18 protein-coding genes and 1 pseudogene are annotated in these 16,618 nt (G+C 49.7%); 14 read left to right on the top strand and 5 right to left on the bottom strand.

All coding sequences use genetic code 11. The annotated features are described in order from the left end of the window. Positions 1 to 4 precede the first annotated feature (4 nt). Positions 5 to 1,012: a transketolase family protein gene (locus H1S01_RS06340; protein WP_188039257.1), complete on the top strand. Its 1,008-nt coding sequence runs from the start codon at positions 5 to 7 to the stop codon at positions 1,010 to 1,012. Then, positions 1,012 to 2,235, top strand: a complete 1,224-nt coding sequence (locus tag H1S01_RS06335) for a RuBisCO large subunit C-terminal-like domain-containing protein (protein ID WP_188039256.1) — start codon at positions 1,012 to 1,014, stop codon at positions 2,233 to 2,235. The genes H1S01_RS06340 and H1S01_RS06335 overlap by 1 nt, the downstream gene beginning before the upstream one ends. Positions 2,236 to 2,446: 211 nt before the next feature. On the opposite strand, the gene pdxR is transcribed toward H1S01_RS06335, so the two are convergent. Continuing rightward, positions 2,447 to 3,964 carry a MocR-like pyridoxine biosynthesis transcription factor PdxR gene (gene pdxR / locus H1S01_RS06330; RefSeq protein WP_188039255.1) on the bottom strand — a complete coding sequence of 506 codons (1,518 nt, stop codon included), beginning with the start codon at positions 3,962 to 3,964 and terminating at the stop codon, positions 2,447 to 2,449. A gap of 126 nt (positions 3,965 to 4,090) precedes the next feature. Between pdxR and H1S01_RS06325 the strand changes: the two genes are divergently transcribed. The 8 genes and pseudogenes from H1S01_RS06325 to H1S01_RS06290 all read left to right on the top strand — a co-directional run bounded on the left by H1S01_RS06325 (position 4,091) and on the right by H1S01_RS06290 (position 9,735). After that, positions 4,091 to 4,825 carry an AzlC family ABC transporter permease gene (locus H1S01_RS06325; protein WP_188039254.1) on the top strand — a complete coding sequence of 245 codons (735 nt, stop codon included), beginning with the start codon at positions 4,091 to 4,093 and terminating at the stop codon, positions 4,823 to 4,825. Continuing rightward, positions 4,815 to 5,132, top strand: a complete 318-nt coding sequence (locus tag H1S01_RS06320) for an AzlD domain-containing protein (RefSeq protein WP_188039253.1) — start codon at positions 4,815 to 4,817, stop codon at positions 5,130 to 5,132. The genes H1S01_RS06325 and H1S01_RS06320 overlap by 11 nt, the downstream gene beginning before the upstream one ends. Before the next feature lie 375 nt (positions 5,133 to 5,507). Beyond that, positions 5,508 to 6,077 carry a tryptophan transporter gene (locus H1S01_RS06315; protein ID WP_188039252.1) on the top strand — a complete coding sequence of 190 codons (570 nt, stop codon included), beginning with the start codon at positions 5,508 to 5,510 and terminating at the stop codon, positions 6,075 to 6,077. Positions 6,078 to 6,229: 152 nt separating this feature from the next. Continuing rightward, positions 6,230 to 7,111 (top strand): energy-coupling factor ABC transporter ATP-binding protein, encoded by an 882-nt coding sequence (locus tag H1S01_RS06310; protein ID WP_243237085.1) that lies wholly within the window; start codon positions 6,230 to 6,232, stop codon positions 7,109 to 7,111. A 36-nt stretch (positions 7,112 to 7,147) separates the two neighbouring features. Beyond that, positions 7,148 to 8,047: an energy-coupling factor ABC transporter ATP-binding protein gene (locus H1S01_RS06305; protein ID WP_188039250.1), complete on the top strand. Its 900-nt coding sequence runs from the start codon at positions 7,148 to 7,150 to the stop codon at positions 8,045 to 8,047. Further along, on the top strand, positions 8,038 to 8,811 hold the full coding sequence (locus H1S01_RS06300) for an energy-coupling factor transporter transmembrane component T family protein (RefSeq protein ID WP_188039249.1): 774 nt from the start codon (positions 8,038 to 8,040) through the stop codon (positions 8,809 to 8,811). The genes H1S01_RS06305 and H1S01_RS06300 overlap by 10 nt, the downstream gene beginning before the upstream one ends. A 238-nt stretch (positions 8,812 to 9,049) precedes the next feature. Next, positions 9,050 to 9,409: pseudogene (locus tag H1S01_RS22495) on the top strand (nucleotidyltransferase substrate binding protein); the annotation flags it as partial. 5 nt (positions 9,410 to 9,414) lie between these two features. Further along, positions 9,415 to 9,735: a nucleotidyltransferase domain-containing protein gene (locus H1S01_RS06290; protein WP_188039374.1), complete on the top strand. Its 321-nt coding sequence runs from the start codon at positions 9,415 to 9,417 to the stop codon at positions 9,733 to 9,735. Here the strand turns inward: H1S01_RS06290 and H1S01_RS06285 are convergent. Then, positions 9,732 to 10,076, bottom strand: a complete 345-nt coding sequence (locus H1S01_RS06285) for a hypothetical protein (RefSeq protein ID WP_188039248.1) — start codon at positions 10,074 to 10,076, stop codon at positions 9,732 to 9,734. The genes H1S01_RS06290 and H1S01_RS06285 overlap by 4 nt on opposite strands. 265 nt (positions 10,077 to 10,341) lie before the next feature. Here H1S01_RS06285 and H1S01_RS06280 point away from each other — a divergent pair, with 265 nt between their 5' ends. Both H1S01_RS06280 and H1S01_RS06275 read left to right on the top strand, forming a co-directional pair. Further along, positions 10,342 to 10,932, top strand: coding sequence for a hypothetical protein (locus H1S01_RS06280; RefSeq protein WP_188039247.1), 591 nt, complete (start codon positions 10,342 to 10,344; stop codon positions 10,930 to 10,932). A 49-nt stretch (positions 10,933 to 10,981) separates the two neighbouring features. Next, entirely contained in the window at positions 10,982 to 11,260 is a 279-nt protein-coding gene (locus tag H1S01_RS06275; protein ID WP_188039246.1) for a hypothetical protein, read from the top strand. Positions 11,261 to 11,350: 90 nt separating this feature from the next. Here the strand turns inward: H1S01_RS06275 and H1S01_RS06270 are convergent, their stop codons facing one another. From H1S01_RS06270 to H1S01_RS06260, 3 genes are all read right to left on the bottom strand, one after another. After that, complete coding sequence (locus H1S01_RS06270) at positions 11,351 to 13,303, bottom strand: methyl-accepting chemotaxis protein (RefSeq protein ID WP_188039245.1); 1,953 nt, start codon at positions 13,301 to 13,303, stop codon at positions 11,351 to 11,353. Between the two features lie 360 nt (positions 13,304 to 13,663). Continuing rightward, positions 13,664 to 14,461, bottom strand: a complete 798-nt coding sequence (locus H1S01_RS06265) for an N-acetylmuramoyl-L-alanine amidase family protein (RefSeq protein ID WP_188039244.1) — start codon at positions 14,459 to 14,461, stop codon at positions 13,664 to 13,666. After that, complete coding sequence (locus H1S01_RS06260; RefSeq protein WP_188039243.1) at positions 14,461 to 15,594, bottom strand: YARHG domain-containing protein; 1,134 nt, start codon at positions 15,592 to 15,594, stop codon at positions 14,461 to 14,463. The genes H1S01_RS06265 and H1S01_RS06260 overlap by 1 nt, the downstream gene beginning before the upstream one ends. Positions 15,595 to 15,887: 293 nt before the next feature. On the opposite strand from H1S01_RS06260, the gene H1S01_RS06255 reads away from it, so the two are divergent. Beyond that, positions 15,888 to 16,283 (top strand): nucleotidyltransferase substrate binding protein, encoded by a 396-nt coding sequence (locus H1S01_RS06255; RefSeq protein ID WP_188039242.1) that lies wholly within the window; start codon positions 15,888 to 15,890, stop codon positions 16,281 to 16,283. After that, positions 16,283 to 16,597, top strand: coding sequence for a nucleotidyltransferase domain-containing protein (locus H1S01_RS06250; RefSeq protein ID WP_188039241.1), 315 nt, complete (start codon positions 16,283 to 16,285; stop codon positions 16,595 to 16,597). Before H1S01_RS06255 ends, H1S01_RS06250 begins: the two co-directional genes overlap by 1 nt. The last annotated feature ends 21 nt before the right edge of the window (positions 16,598 to 16,618 follow it).

The following is a 16,618-nucleotide window of genomic DNA, read 5'->3' as shown; positions in this document are numbered from 1 at the left end:
CGAAATGGAGATATTGTCAAAAGTACACGCCAAAAACCTCGTCCAATGGGCAAAGGATAAGCCGGAAGTGCTCGTCCTTTCGGCCGATCTGACGAGCTCCACCGAGATTGACCTGTTCCGGGATACCTACCCCGACCGGTTTCTCTCGATGGGCATCGCTGAACAGAACATGCTGAGCTTTGCCGGCGGCCTCGCTCGGGAGGGCTTATATCCCTTCATCCATACCTTTGCCGTCTTTATCTACCGGCGCGCCTTCGATCAGATCGCTATGTCTGTGGCCTACCCGAACGTACCTGTTCGGATGTTCGGCTTTCTGCCAGGCATCATGACTCCCGGCGGCGCCACCCATCAAGCGATTGAAGACATCGCCGTCATGCGTGCCCTACCCAACATGACGATCTTCGAATGCGGTGACGCCACCGACGTGGAATCGGTGCTTGACGTGGCCCATGCTGTAAACGGCCCCGTCTATGTACGCATGCTCCGTGGAGAGATTCCCCGTCTGTTCCACCCTTCCGACAAAATGCAGTTCGGCAAGGCCCGGGTCATCCAAGAAGGCACCGATATCACCTTGCTCACGACAGGCATCTGCACCGAAGAAGCCATGCGGGCGGTGCAGGTCCTGCAAAAGCGAGGGCTCTCGATCCAGCATATGCATGTGACGACCTTAAAACCCTTCGATGACCCCTCGGTGCTGGAAGCAGCGGCAAAGGCAAAGTACGGTGTCATCACGATGGAAAACCACTCCATCATCGGTGGTCTCGGAACCATCGTCGCTGAAGTGATGGCCGAGGCCGGGTTAGGCAAAAAACTCGTCCGCATCGGCCTGAAAGACACCTTCGTCCACGGCGCCAGCAAGCCTTATCTGATGCGTGAATACGGCATCGACGCCATGGCGCTCATCGCTGAAGTGGAGCGCCTCGTCGATGACCGCTTTGGCATCGCAGAAAGCGAACTGGCCCAAACCTACCTCGCCCCGGTGCACAGCCTGGCCAAAGCGGAGGCGTTGTAATGATTTCAGGAGAACGCTTTTCCGTCATTTACCGCCTGGTAGGATCAGAGAAAGAGGCGATCAAGAAGGCACTCGATATTTGCCTGGAGCAGACGGTTGAATTCCCGGAAGAACTGGTGCCTCGCGGCATGATCCGCGATCATGTGGTGGGACGTATTGAGTCGGTAACGCCCATCAGCGACGTCTCCGTTCGGGACGGACTATGTGGCAGAACCGGTACGGAGGCCGGGGCAACAGCAGGGGTATGTGCAGGGACAGCGTCAGCGACGGAAGGCTCCCGCCCCTCCTGCCGGGTTACCATCAGCTATGCCGTGGAAACAACCTCTGGAGAATTGACGCAGCTGCTTAACGTGATTTTTGGGAACATCAGTATTAAACCGGGTATTGTCGTCGAAGAGATTTGCCTTCCCGAATCACTGCTAAAATCCTTTCGCGGTCCTCGCTTTGGGCGGCAAGGCCTGCGAAAACTGCTCGGTGTTCCTCACCGTCCGCTCTTGTTTACGGCGCTGAAACCGATGGGGCTTTCCGCCGCCGAGTTGGCTAAAATGGCATACGAGTGCGCCCTTGGCGGCATCGACATCATCAAAGATGATCACGGCCTGACGAACCAGGTCTTCGCCCCTTACGAGGAACGAGTACGCCTTTGTGCCGAAGCGGTAGCCAAAGCCAATCGGGAGACTGGCTTTAATGCCATCTACGTTCCCAACGTGACGGCTCCCTATAACCAGTTGTTCCAGCGAGCCCGCTTTGCCAAAGAGGTGGGTGCCCAAGGGCTCATGATCTCGCCAGCCTTGGCTGGCCTGGACACTATGCGGGAATTAGCCGATGATGACAGCTTAGCACTGCCCATCTTCAGCCATCCAGCCTTTCAAGGCAGCTATGTCACCTCTGCCGAAAACGGCATTTCCCACTTCGCCCTTTTCGGCCAAATCACCCGCCTCGCCGGAGCCGATGGCGTCGTTTACCCCAACTTTGGCGGCCGCTTCTCCTTCAGCCGGGAGGAGTGCCGGCGGATCGCCGAAGGAACCGAAACACCGATGGGACATATCCAACCGATCTTCCCCTGCCCCGGCGGCGGAATGAGCCTCGAAGCTATCCCAGATATGCTGCAAGTGTATGGACGAGATGTCACCTTCCTCATCGGAGGCGGACTTTTCCGCCATGGTCCAAACCTGGTGGAAAACTGCCGTTATTTCCGAGAGATGGTTGAAAAGATGGTTTAATCGGAATGCCCCTGCAGTCTCCGAATAATTCGGACTTGCAGGGGCATCTTTTTGTGAAAAACCTTCTTCATCATAGCCTGTGATCCAACGTGTCATGAACGAATAATTTACCTAAAATTACATACTCCTCGCTCCTTGATATCAGACTCTCTGTCTAATGGCATTCTTGCTCAATGATTAGGTGTTTTGAATCGGGTGTGCTGTTGGGGCTCTAAATAATTGGGTGGACTGAAAATCTATGTAAAGACGGTCGTTTTCCACTAGCCATGCGTCGTAGCGTATCCCCGAGCCGTCTCGCTCCTTCCTGAAGTACCTCCTCCGGATGGGTCGTGAAACAGAGGCGAAATTCTTGGTCTCCGACCGGGGTCGTATAAAAGGCGCTACCGGGGACGAAAGAAACGCCCGATTTGATCGCCTCGTGCAAAAGATCCCGGGAATAGACGTCCCCTTCGATTTGACACCAGAAATAAAAGCCGCCGTCAGGTACGTGGAAGGTCAACTGTTCCCCGGCATACCGTCGCAGCGCTTTAGCCATCACGTCGCGGCGGTGTTTGTATTCTTTTCTCACCTTTGCCAGATGACTCGGCAGTTCGTCGCTTTCCAAGTATAGATGCAACAGCCACTGGCTCACATTGCTCGTGTGCAGATCGATATATTGCTTTTCTAAAGCGAGCCGGCTGATTAGTGTCGGTGCAGCCGCTACATAACCCATACGGAGACCCGGAAAGAGAATCTTCGAAAAGGTATTGAGATAAATTACCCCGCCGTAGCCGTCCCTCGCTTTCAGCGATAAGGGCGGCTTTTGTTCAAAATGCAACTCGCCGTAGGCATCGTCTTCCACGATCACCAGGCGATAACGTGCCGCCAGTTCCAATAGGTCCACCCGTTCCTGTTCCGTCATGACCCGGCCGGTAGGGTTATGAAAGGTGGGATTGATGTATAAAAACTTCGGACGGTAGCGAATGAGATAGTCCTCTAACAGTGCCAGGGTCATGCCGTCACCAACAGGCAACGTCAAGATGCGAGCTCCGGCCCCTTGAAAGACCTGAATCGCACCGATGAAGGTGGGCGCTTCCACAACGACATAGTCACCCGGTTCCAGCATCACCCGGGCCAGCAGATAAAGCCCGTTTTGAGAACCGGCAAAGGTCATCACCTGATCGGCTGTCGCCACAATCCCCTTTTCGGCCAGGTGTTTAACCAGGGAATGGCGCAAGGGCTCGTATCCTTCCGTCGGAATGTGACCAAAATCAGACCTTTCCATCTGGTCCATATGCTGTTCCATCAAAGACTTCATGCTCTCAATGGGAAACGTAGCCGGATCGGCCATACCGGCAGCCAAAGAGATATTATCCCGGTCCATTCGCGCCGAGACTAAATCGCGCAAGACCGTGGACATGGCCGACGGCGGCGCGGCTGCGAAAAGTTCTGTCCAGGGTATATCGCTGGTCGTTCCTGAATTCGCCACGGCGTGTCTCTCCACATAGGTGCCGCTCCCCACCCGGGTTTTTATCCACCCCTCTTGCTCTAAGCAGCGGTAGGCATTGATAGCGGTCGTGCGACTCACATCGAAAATATGGGCCAGTTCTCGCTCCGGCGGCAGTTTGGCACCGGGCGGCAGAACGTGATGGAGAATTTTCTGAATCACCATATCGGCAATCTGTCGGTACAGCGGCCTCGTCGAACAAGGATCCAATTTCACGTCAGCAAAACAATTGGATGCGTCCATTTGCTCTGTTTACTCCTTTTAATATCCAATTTACTCGCTACATCAACGAATTGGATATTTACGATGATTTTCCTGCCCTCTACAATAAGGACCAATCAGTAATTTTTCAAGGAGGGGGCAGCGCTAATGGAAGCGGGAAAAAGTTCAGCCGCAATCATTCCTACACCGTCAACAGAGGATTTTCGCATCGCTCTTCGAGACACTTCACCCATCCTGTTAGGCATTGTCCCCTTCGGCATCACTTGCGGTGTCATGGGACTTACGGCCGGACTGACACCCTTGGAGACGATCATGATGTCGATTATGGTCTTCGCTGGTGCCTCTCAGTTCGTGGCCATATCCATGTTAGGTGCCGGAATTACCAGTTGGAGCGTTATCGTCTTCACCACGCTACTGGTTAACTTACGCCATCTGCTGATGGGTGCTTCCCTGGCGCCGTACATGTCGCAACTGCCCAAACCGCTGCAAGCGCTCTTAGCTTTCGTCCTTACGGACGAGTCCTACGCCATTACAATCAGCCGGACCCACAATGGCCATTACAGCGGTGCTTATCAACTGGGTGCCAGCGTTCTTTTATACACGACATGGGCCGTATCGACGGCAGTTGGCGCTTACTTGGGCAGCTATTTCCCGGATCCGCTGGCTTGGGGCCTCGATTTCGCCATGCCGGCCACCTTTATGGTCCTCTTGATCCCCCGTTTGATGGAGGACCGCATTCAACAAATTGTTTGCGCCATCGCCGCCGTGTTGGCCGTTGCAGGAGCGCTCCTGTTGCCGGGGAAATGGTACATCATTATCGCCTGCTTAGCGGCCAGTGCCGTCGGCGCTTATCTGGAAGGAGGAAAAGGCGGTGCGCAGTGACATCTTCTGGCTCATTCTCGGCATGACTGCCGTCACCTACATGACCCGAATCAGTTCTCTGGGGCTGATTCGCTTCATGCCTCCCTGGATGGAAAAATGGCTCAAATATGTACCCACATCCGTCTTGACCATCCTCATCGTGCCCGCCTTGCTGCTCCCCCAGGGCAGGCTGGACATTTCTCTACAAAATCACTATCTCTTGGCGGGGCTCGTCGCTGCCCTCGTCGCTTATAAAACACGCAATGTGACAGCCACTTTAGGGCTCGGTATGGCCGTGATGTTTTCACTTCGCTGGTTATCCATTTGAGAACGGAACGACGGTTTATACTTTACATTCCCCACGTCGACGATGATTTGTCACCTTCCAAATCATCTTGCGAAAATACCCATTGTCTCATTTCAACCAGTATGGTATAGTAACAGCAATCATCCTCCTTGAAGGATGCGGAGACGGGCTGACAGAGGTCAGTTCGAGACGAGAAGAGTAGAGTATGAGTGAAAACTGCATAAGAGAGGAGTTGAGCCGAGTTGAGCTGAGCCGAGAAGTTTCCGTCATTCTTCGGATTTTCGGATCTATATTTTATGTTGCCCACTCAAACCAGGCCAATTTCGGTCTGGTTTTTTAATTTTTCTGGGCAAAACACCACTCAATCACAGAAAACATATAGAGGAGAAATTGAAAATGAGTAAAGAACATCAACCGATTATACTTCAAGAAGATGCCCTGACTACTGGAAATCGTACCGCCGGCCGCAGCAAGCAGTTAGCCGTCGTGGCGATGTTGATCGCCATCGGTGCCGTGTTGCGCATGGTTTCGCCAGCCATCTTCGGGATCACCCCGAACTTTGTTATCGCCATGTACTGTCTCGCCATCGTCCTGATTCGGCCGAAACTCGGTGAAGCCCTGGCCATCGGTATCGTCGGCGGCGCTGTCAGCATGGTTTCTTCGAAATCCCCCATTCCCTACATAAACCTGATCACGGAACCTGCCGGCGCTATGGCTTGCGCTTTTATCGTCGCTACATTGTCCGACTTGGCCCTTGGCCGCTTCTCCCTCAAACCGCTCGTCGCCACCGTCATCGGTACACTCGTTAGCGGCGGCCTCTATGTACTAATCAACAAATTTGCCTTGAATCTTCCCGTCGCGGTAGCTCAAGGAGCTTTGGTCGGCGTCGTACTCCCGGTCACCCTGTTCAACGCGATTATCGCTCAAGCGATTTACTTGCCGGCGAAAAAGCTGCTTCGCCTGTAGACCTTCAACAATTCCTTACCGGATCACTTTTACGACAGCCAATAAGACATAGGCCTCTCTTTTAGAAGCCTATGTGTGTCTCCCTCTCTGATAAACGCCCGAAGAGGAAAAAGCAAATAATCTGCGCCCGGCAGGCCTGGGAGGTATCCCCGTTGCTATCGATCACGATAGAAAATCTGACCTTTTCCTACCCCGATTGTTCGTCCCCAGCCCTGCATGAAATCAATCTCACCATGGAAGCGGGCGAATTCATCGTCATCACAGGAGCTACAGGTGCCGGGAAAAGCACTTTGCTGCGCTCCATTAACGGCGTCATCCCTCACTTCCAACCGGGGACCTTGCAGGGAAATGTCTGGCTGGACGGGGCCACTCCCTCGGGACGAGTCCCGGTGGCCCGTGTAAGCGCCCCCCAACTGGCTCGGTTTATCGGCAGCGTCTTCGATGATCCGGAAGGGCAGATTGTTTCCCCTATTGTAGAGGAAGAGATCGCTTTCGGCTTAGAAAATACAGGCGTTGACCCCGCCCAAATGGACGGCCGCATCGCCAAAGCGTTGGCCGATTGCGGCATCTCCCATTTGCGTCACCGCGCTACCAGCAGCTTATCGGGTGGGCAAAAACAACGGGTGGCTATCGCAGCGGCCTTGGCTCTGGCCCCAAAAATCCTGGTACTGGACGAGCCAACGTCAGAACTGGACCCCGACGGAACCGAAGCTGTCCTCAACGTGCTGTCCGAACTAAACAAAAATCACGGAATTACGATCATCATCGCCGAACAAAAAGTGACCCTCCTGGCCCCCCTCTGTGACCGGCTCGTCCTGCTCGAAAAGGGCCGCATCGCACTGCAGGGTCCGCCCCGCCAAGTCTTTTTGCACCCCCACATCTTTGCAAAACTCGGCGTGGAACTGCCTGCACCGGCCCGACTGGCCCATGCCCTTGTTCAAGAAGGAGTGCTTCCGCCATTCGATTCACCGGACGCTCCTCCGATTCCGTTGACGGTTGAAGAGGCCTTTACGTTGAGCCGCCAGTTGCTGTAACTGCAAGCTGCTCTATCCACCAGGGAGGACAAATCAATGCCCGCAAAGCTGACAGGCCGGCCCTTGATAGAGGTTCGGCAGTTAAAACATACCTACCGCTCCGGCGGAGAAGCCCTCAAAGGAATCGATCTCACGATCAACACCGGTGAGATGATCGCCGTCGTTGGTCGTAACGGTGCCGGCAAGACCACCTTGACCAAACATTTTAACGGCCTCTTGCGGCCAACAGCCGGTACGGTTCTTCTTGATGGCCAGGACACAGCGAAACTTCCCGTCGCCCAATTGGCACGAACCGTGGGCTACGTATTTCAAAACCCCGATCATCAGATATTCCATGAACGCCTTTTTGACGAGATCGCTTTCGGCCCCCGAAACCTTGGCCTGCGGGGCGATGAACTGACCGCCCGCGTCGATAGTGCCCTCAAAGCCGTCGACCTGACTGAGTATCGGGATCGAGATCCCGGTGACCTCAGTCGCGGACAGCGCAAACGAGCCGCCTTAGCGTCGGTGCTCGCCATGGAAACAGCCGTGATCATCCTTGACGAGCCAACAAGCGGCCAGGACTACCAAGAATCGGAACAGATCATGGAGATCTTGCGGGAATTAAACCGCCGGGGTCACACGATTCTTTTCATCACTCATGATATGGAACTAGTGCAGGAACATGCTCATCGCGTTTTGCTGATCGATGACGGAAAACTGGTCATCGACGCTCCACCGCAAGAACTCTTTCGCCAAGAACAGGCCCTTACGAGTGCCGGACTGCGTCTGCCGCCGACGGCAGAGTTAGAACAGCGTTTGGCCGCCTTCGGTATCCACAGCGACGCTGGAACTGTGGAAGCACTTGCCACGTCCATCGCCCGACGTTCGTCTCGGATTATTGCCAGAGATTCGTTCGACGAGAACTGCTCAGGGGGTGTAGCCGCATGTCAGTAAGTATCGAATATATTCCCACCGGTTCACCCGTTCACCGGCTCCATGCCTTGACCAAGCTCCTCTTTGCCCTAGCCGTGCTGACCATCAGCATGTTGCTCTCCCAGCCACTGCCTCTACTTTTGCTCTTTTTCAGCCTGCTCGGTATCGCCGCCTTGGCCTCCGTAAGCCAAGAAATCCTCTCCGCCGTAAAAGGGCTTCTCAAGGTGGCTTTTTTCCTGGTACTATTGCAGATGTTCTTCTATCCCGAGGGAACGGTTCTTTTCGCTCCCGTTTCCTCTCTGCCAGGGTTGGCCGTGACCGACCAAGGGATCCTTTTCGGCATTTCCATAGCCCTGCGGATGATGGTCATCGTCACCAGTTTCTTGCTCTTTTTAACGACGACACCAGCCCGTAGCACCGTCCTGTCGCTGGTAGAATACTTGAAAGTCCCCTATGATTACGCCTTCCTCTTCATTACAGCACTTCGTTTCATCCCCACTTTTCTAGAAGAGGTTCGACTGATAGGCCAAGCCCAGGAGGCCCGGGCCCATGACTTTTCTGGCGGCGGACCGCTGGCTCGATTAAAGACTATCTTTCCCTTGGCGCTCCCTTTGGTCATGATCTCGCTGCAGCGGGCCGAACGAATGGCCATGGCCATGGAAACACGAGGTTTCGGTTTGCCGGGGAGAACCTATTACCGTACGGAAAAGCCGGGGGCTGTCGATATCATGGTCATCGTCGCATTGTTGAGCGCTGTCGCCGTGGCAGTCCTTCTGCGATTCTAACCAACGATTCTAACCAACATCACCAATGCCAACTTTAGAGATTAAAAAAAGCTCTGCAGAGCCTCGGCCTTGCAGAGCTTTTTTCATGTCTTTCTAACCTACGATTCTATCAATCAAACAATGTTTTTGGTAAAATATGGTATATGAATCTCTAAAGTTCGTTACCAAATGGGTATCTTATAAGATAATTGGAGGAGTAAATGTGAATGAGGAACGAGTATAGGGAAATTTACACAATTATCGAAAAGCATTGGAACGACTGCAAGGTGCCTTAAACGTAGAGAATCCCCCTGAATATCTCTATGACGCAGTAATAAAACGGTTTGAGTTTACCTACGAAATGGCTTGGAAATTGATGAAGTCATTCATGGAATACAAAGGGGGCGCTGACTTACGCTTCCCCAGAGACATTTTTAAAGAAGCATACGTTACAGGAATCATTGAAGATGGCGAGGTTTGGATATCTATGTTAAAAGACAGAAACCTAACCAGCCACATCTACGATGAGTCTAGCGCACGTGCCATTTACTACCGTGTTAAAGCGATTTATTTTGTGCATCTAACAACCTTGAAAACAACGTTCGAGAGGAAACTGTGAACGCCATGTTTGGATTGAATGAATCTGTCACTCTCGCCTTGACTGATATCTTTTCCCAGTATCCGGAGGTAGAGCAAGTCATTATTTTTGGCTCGCGAGCAAGAGGAGATTACAAAAAGCAATCCGATATTGATTTCGCCATTTATCACCGTGGTGATTTATCACCGAGTCTATATTTAGACCTCGATGAAGCTGCCGGAATTTATAAAATCGATGTCATTGATATGAAGACTATTCATAATGAAGACCTCCGGTCAAAAATCGAACGTGATGGCATTGAGTTCTATCGGAAGAAAAGTGGTGGTTTAGGTTTGGAACAGGCCTAGATATCCAAAAACTCTATGCACTCTTCTCCAAGTTCACCAGCGACCAGTTCCAAAATATTCGGCGGAACCTGGTCAGAATCGGACATTTCATCAAAGGTCGGGAAGACGAGATAATCACCTTCATTTGTCTCCCTGTTGACGATGAGTACAAACAACTGCTCTTTAGCCGTAAGGGCTACTGAGTAGAGCGTATTTACATCCCCTTCTCCTTCGACGTCCCGAATCAACCAGCGGCCGTTGAAAATGACCTTGCGTTTATAGCCCCCGCAAAGGTATCTGACCACGGTGCGGTTGTTCTCTTCCTTTTCTTGCCTTTCCGCCTGTTCTCTTTCAAGTTCCATAAGCTTTTCTACATCCTCCCTCATTCGAATCAACTTGTCCTTTCTCGGAACATAGAATAGTGAGTGAATCTGCATGATAGTTAGTCGCTCTAGAAAGAAGCCCTGATGCTAACACGATATCTCCATCTATTGATTTATGCCTATAGATAAAACTTTAGGCTATCTTTTTTGCTGATTGTTCAGCATAGCTAAACCCCTTGTCCTATCTTTGTTTATAAGCCTTACACTGATATACTGAGGGAAAAAGCCCTTGGAGGGGTATTCGTTGAATCCAGAAACTAAGCTGCCTCATCGCTGGATGGTAGTCCTCTTTACCTTGTTCATTTCCATTTCCCTAAACGTGTATCACTTCTCTCAACCTGCTTCCACAGTGAAAACAGACAGTACAGATCACAGCGGTCAAACCTTGCGTGACCTGTACATGCTTGACGTGCTGCTCGAGCACCTTCAAGAAACGCTGCAAAGCTATGGGCAGTCAGAAGCCGCTTTAACCTCAGAAGCCTGCGTTAGAGCCTACAGTCTGGGAGCAGCCCGTTCGTTTCCTTCACCGGTACTCAACAGTCTGCTCGCCCAAGACGATGAGATGATCCGGGACGACTTATGCCAAGTGCGCAACCGGTTTAGTCAAAGCATCAGCCATTTACTCGATCATCTTTCCTCGTCCCCTGCACCCCAAACGATACAATCGGCCCAAGCACTGGCCCTATCCGTGGAAACACAGAAAAAGCAGCTCGAAGACTACATATTCGGTGCTAATTCGCCGAAAGACGCTCGAGCGGCACGGGATGCGGCGAAGAATGTTATGCTCGTACTGTCGGCAGATTTTGAAGCGGTCGTCCCATCGGCTCAACGATAGTTCCGCTTAGAGAATGACTGCTATCCGCGAATGAAAGAAGGGAATTCGGATGTTACCGCTAACGGGGAAACAAAAAAAATGGTTCGACGGCTGGCTCTGGTCGATCGCGGCTGGCTTGATTTTCGGCTATTATAAGGCACCTTGGTTACAGGGTGTGCCCATGATCTTTTTCTTTGTCGCCTTCTTCTGGCTTACACTTTTCCTGGATTGGCGCAAGGGGCGGCTCACTGGCAGCGGGTCAGAAATCGCGATGATCGGAACTATGATTCTGGGAATAAACCTGCTTGTTTATTCGGCCGCTTTCGGGGTCCTCATCATGTTAATCTAAAATTGATTTTCGATAATTCCAGAAAAAGAAGTCGTACCGGTTTCAATCCCGGTACGACTTCTTTTTTACGACGTTTTATTCTTGAGTGAATTACAATCTAAACTGCTCCAAGGTATGCTTTAACCTATCGGCAACGTCACTGAGCTGCTGCGCCGATTTGGCGATCTCATCGACAACATTAGCCTGTTGTTGTAGCGATGCGGAGATCTCCTCCGTTGATGCTGACGACTCCTCGGCGATGGCGGAGATACTTTCAACAGAACTGACTACGATATCTTTTTCCTCATTGACGACCATGATACTGCTAGATAGACTGCCGATTTTACCGACGATGCGATTGATCGATGCATTAATTTTGTCAAACTTCCCCTCTGTAGCCTCCGAGGCTAAGGACGTTCTGAGAATGACGTCTTTCGTCGATTCCATGATCTCTTTGGTTTTCGTAATTTCTTCGTGAATATCGCTCGTGGTGTTTTCAATTTCTTCGGCATGATTAGATACCTGCTCCGCCAATTTTTTGATCTCCTCAGCGACTACCGCAAAGCCCCTTCCCGCTTCGCCGGCATGGGCTGATTCAATCATCGCATTTAATGCTAACAGATTCGTCTGGCTGGCAATGGATTTGATCATATCGGTAATGGCCGTAATTGACTTCGATTTTTTATCCAGCACATCGACCTGGAGCCCCACATTTGATGTGGCGTCAACATTTTCTTTAACCGCCTGCTTTAGATCGCTAATGGCACTGATCCCCTCCTCGTTGGCTTTTCCCACCCCCTCGATCTCGCTCTGAATGGTGTCGGAGTTTTCCACCGATAGGCGTATTTTCTCAGATAGGTCACTCAGCTTATGAACGGCTTCCTCCGAGTCCTTCGCTTGTTCCGAGGCGCCCTTCGCTAAGTCGTCTGTGGCATGAGCAATATCATCGACGGAGACAGCCGTATCACTGATCAGCTTCGCTAAGTTTCGGGAGTGGTTATCGACGACATTTGCCGTCGTTGTTATTTCGCTCAACAGTTCTCTTAATAATTGCCTGGTATTGATCAGCGAATCTGCCATACTTCTAAATTCATAAGAATAAGAGTTCAATTCCTGGTCCTTCGATGGATCGTAAGTCAAGTCGAGATCTCGGGTTTGACCGAGGAGATGGTTGATTTTTTCTATCGGTCTCGTAAAAGCCCTCACTGCAAACACAGCAACGATAACGATGATGATGATGGTGACCGCGACGAGTTCCGCCGTAGTGATCACCGAAGCTTGAATTCCTCCAAAGAGCTCATTTTTCTTGCCGGTGACGACAAGTTTCCAATTCGTTAAGGGCACTTTTTGATAAAAACCGAGCCTCTCTGTTTGATCTGAAGCTACATATTCTATTTCCCCGTTATCTTTTTTGAACACTGTCTCTTGAAAAAGACTTAACTGACTGGGGTTGAGTTCTTCAAACATTTTCCCAACCTTTTCAGCATCCGGGTGAACTAAGAATACTCTGTCTTTAGAGACTAAATAACCGTACCCCGTTTCTCCTACCTTGATATCCTTAACGATCGTTTCAATCCCCGACGCGTTATACATCAACCCAAAGATACCAATAAACTGCCCTGCTTCATTTTTTAACGGAAGGACAAAGGCCACATTTTTATTTCCTGTTGTCTTGCTGATGATAATGTCACTGATTACAATTGAATCCGATTGCTGTGCTTGCTTAAAATAGGTTCTATCGGATAAGTTGATCTTTTGTTGCTGGTCATTGATGGAATTCCCTGTTTTATCTGCAAATACGACCCTTTCGATGCCATCGTACTGGCGTTGTATTTTCTGTAAAATTGGAACAACATCATTGATAGTGGCGGTTTTTAACTCGGGGTAGACGTTAGCTATTTTGGCCAATTCATCGACTCTGTGTTCAAGCCACAGATCTAACTCTTCCGCTTTGTCTTCAGCAACTTCTTTTTGACGATTTATAATGAGTGATGTTACTTCATCTCGATAACTGTTGATCTGATATATACTGCTGACCAACAGGGGAATCAAGGCGATTGCCAAGGATATTAGCAATACTCTTATCCGTAATGTCTTTACGCTACCCGTCCTCTTCAGACTAAAATGCACCGCATACACCCTTTCTATAGGCGAATTAGACCTTTTTCTATACCATGTTACGGAAAACGCAATGGGTTTGTTTATACACTTTGATAATAAAATGCGGTTTATCCTATGTAATAGGCATTTTCAAGACCACATCTTGCGTGTACTTTCGATACATATTGATAACAAGTTTCGGAATAAGCAGGATAGAAAAAGACGACAACTCTATCCCGGTTATCGGAAAAAGAGTTATCGTCTTTCTTCTGTGGGTATTTAATTCTGTTTGATTCTACTTCATCAAATCACTTCGTTATCAAATTAATTTGTTTTTAGAGACTTTACAATCCCCTTCGCCAAGCTAGCGGCCATGATTTCCTGCCCTTCCGGACTACCGATAAACTGTGCGTCTTTTTGATTGCTTAGAAAAACCATCTCCACCAAGGCAACAGGCACTTGACTGTAAATGGATCCCGTCAGCGCCCCTTGCTTACTCCCGATATAGGTCTGGGCATCCGTACGAACCCCGTTGTCTTTTAACTGTTCACCCATCCCCTCAGCGAGTTCTCCATGAATCGCTTCGGCAGCTACACGGCTCTTTTCGATTACAGCTGTCGACGGGCCCGTTACACCGTCGACCGTTCCTTGACGGTCCGGATAGTACACCGTAAAGCCTGTTCTTTTCTCGGAGGGCTCTGAGTCACAATGGAGCCGGAAAAATAATGCGGCTTGAGCTTCATTGGCTTTCCTCGCTCTGGCTTGATTCGATACGATCGTCTCCTTATCTTGGCGGGTCAAGATCACCTGGAAACCGTATTTCTTTTCCAGAATCGATGCTAGTCGTTGGCCCACTTGGAGGGTAACGTCTGCCTCGCGAAGACCATGCTGCACCTCCAACCCGTCGTCCCCATCGGAAGGATGACCAGGATCGATGCACAGGACCGTCTTTGCTTGTTTCCCAACCACACTTTCAGTTTCTGATGAGGATAGAACTGCATCATGTAGGGCTTTTTCATTTCTAACATTTTTATCGTCTTTTTCACTACAGCCGCTGATCCCAACAGCTCCGCAAATGAGCACTGCCGTCAGGAGAGCAATGAGTGTTCTTCCCTTTACCATCACCATTGTCCCTTCGCTTTCTGGTATTCCAAAATCTTTTCAGCATTTGCTTTTTCCAAGGGCGTCAAGGAATTCGACACCGCTTCATTCACTTGCTGCCGCTGGCTAAACCTTCCCCCAGGCTGATACCATGACTGCCGGCCGAAATAGTTTCGAAATTGAGCCAGTTCAAAAATCCAACCGTGGCGGGCGTAGATTTCGTTGCGCATGATGTCCAGTTCTTCTTTGGACATCCCATTGAGGTCATCGTAAGTCACGGCGCGGTAGGCGGTCCAGGGATAGCGGCCCGGTATGCTCGATGGATTGCCGTATTGCTGTATGATGGTTACTGACGACTGCCGACCATTCGATTCCTCAGCCGAATTAGGATTTTCCTGTTTTCCCGGATTTTTTGGCTCTACTCGTTTTGGGGCTAGCACCTGAACATTCTTCTGTAATTCTTCCCTTAACCGGGATAGACCCGCCTCTCTGTCAAAAGAATAGGACTGATTCAATATCCCCGCTTGAGCCTTTACTTCGTCTATCAACCTCAGGGCTTCCCCATTAGACGATAAGGCGTCGTCATAGTCGGTCTCCTGCAGCAATTTTTCCGTTTCTTCAATCAGCCTTTTTTCCTTCTGTATGTACTGCTCAAACTGACGAAAATCTTCGGACTCGTTCTTGGCATCAAAGTATAGTTTCCCTTGTCCTAAAAAGTTATCCATACTCGTGTGAAGGCTTGTTAAGCGTTCATGAATCAAAGCCTTTTTCGTTGGGGCCAGATTATCTTCCGCAACTTGGGCCAACGTTTCGTTCTGTAAACTGACTTGTTGAAGAACGTTTCCCCTCTTGACCATCATCTCTTTATCTGCTTTTAATAGCTTCCAAGTGTAATAGCCGGCGGCAGACACCAAAAGTACGACGACCATGACAGCGCCTACAATTGCGAGTATACCTGTCTTGCCGTCCAGCTTTATCGCTGCTTGTTGTCCGAAAGACGTTGTTCCTCCTTGCGACTGCAATTGTGCCTGCGCCTGCGCCTGTGTCTGTTCAGTTTCCAAACCAACGGTTTGTTTGGCACCACAGTTACCACAAAAAAGATCGCTCTGTAAAAGGGGCTCCCCACATTTGGGGCAGATCCGTCGTTCTACCAACGTCATCCCTCCGTTTTACAAGTTTACACGCGCCTATTGCAGCACTTTAGTCTATGAACAGTTATAGGGCTTATTGCAAATGGTACGGCTCAACGTTAGCGGTAATTAGTTCCATTCAGTTGATCGGGGGTGTACCCCCCAAAAGGCTTGTTTGCAAAAATCGGTAATTGATAATAAATTCTCAGTCAATAATGTAGGTGAACACGCTTGACTTAAGACTATGAGAAACATATTAAACGGTCAAAACCCAAATGGTAAATTTTCCGACAAGAGGCTGTGAGGGTGACTTTATCATGGTTAATCAAAAGGTTAAAGAAAAACTTGATACGTATCGTAAGGCGATAAGCAGGCTAGAAGATATTCTTAATGAAGAAATTTCAAACGACTATATATATGACGCCGTTATTCGGCGATTTGAATTCACGTATGAGGTCGCTTGGAAACTAATGAAGTTAACGCTTGAATACAAAGGGATTGTCGAGGCAAGATCGCCGAGAGATGTTTTTCGAGAAGCCTTCGCTGTTGGTATCATAAAGAATGGTGATGTCTGGTTTAAGATGCTTACCGATAGGAACTTGACCAGTCATACCTATGATCAGGAAACTGCCATCGCTATCTATCATCGAATCAAAGATGACTATTTCGAAACACTAAACCTTTTAATTGAACAAATCGAGAGGTCCTTATAATGACTCCCCTTGGAGTTAACAAACAATTGCTCGGAAACATTGTTTCCACGATTTCTAATTACAAAGAAATCGAAAAAGCGCTTATCTTCGGTTCTAGAGCCAGCGGCGATTATAAAAATTACTCCGACATTAATATCGCTCTCTTTTTAAAAGATGATATCCCCACCCAGCTCTTCTTCGATTTAGACGAACTGAATTGCATTTATAAAATCGATCTCGTTAACTTCAATAAATCCTGCAACGAAGATTTTAAAGGGAATATCCTCAAACAAGGCATTGAGATGTACAATAAGCAAGTTTTGCCAGTTACCTAAACAGGATCATATTTAGAAAAG

Origin of the sequence: Heliobacterium chlorum, assembly GCF_014502795.1 — a bacterium.
GTDB classification, from domain to species: Bacteria; Bacillota; Desulfitobacteriia; order Heliobacteriales; family Heliobacteriaceae; genus Heliobacterium; species Heliobacterium chlorum.
This window is presented reverse-complemented; position numbering and strand designations above follow the sequence as displayed.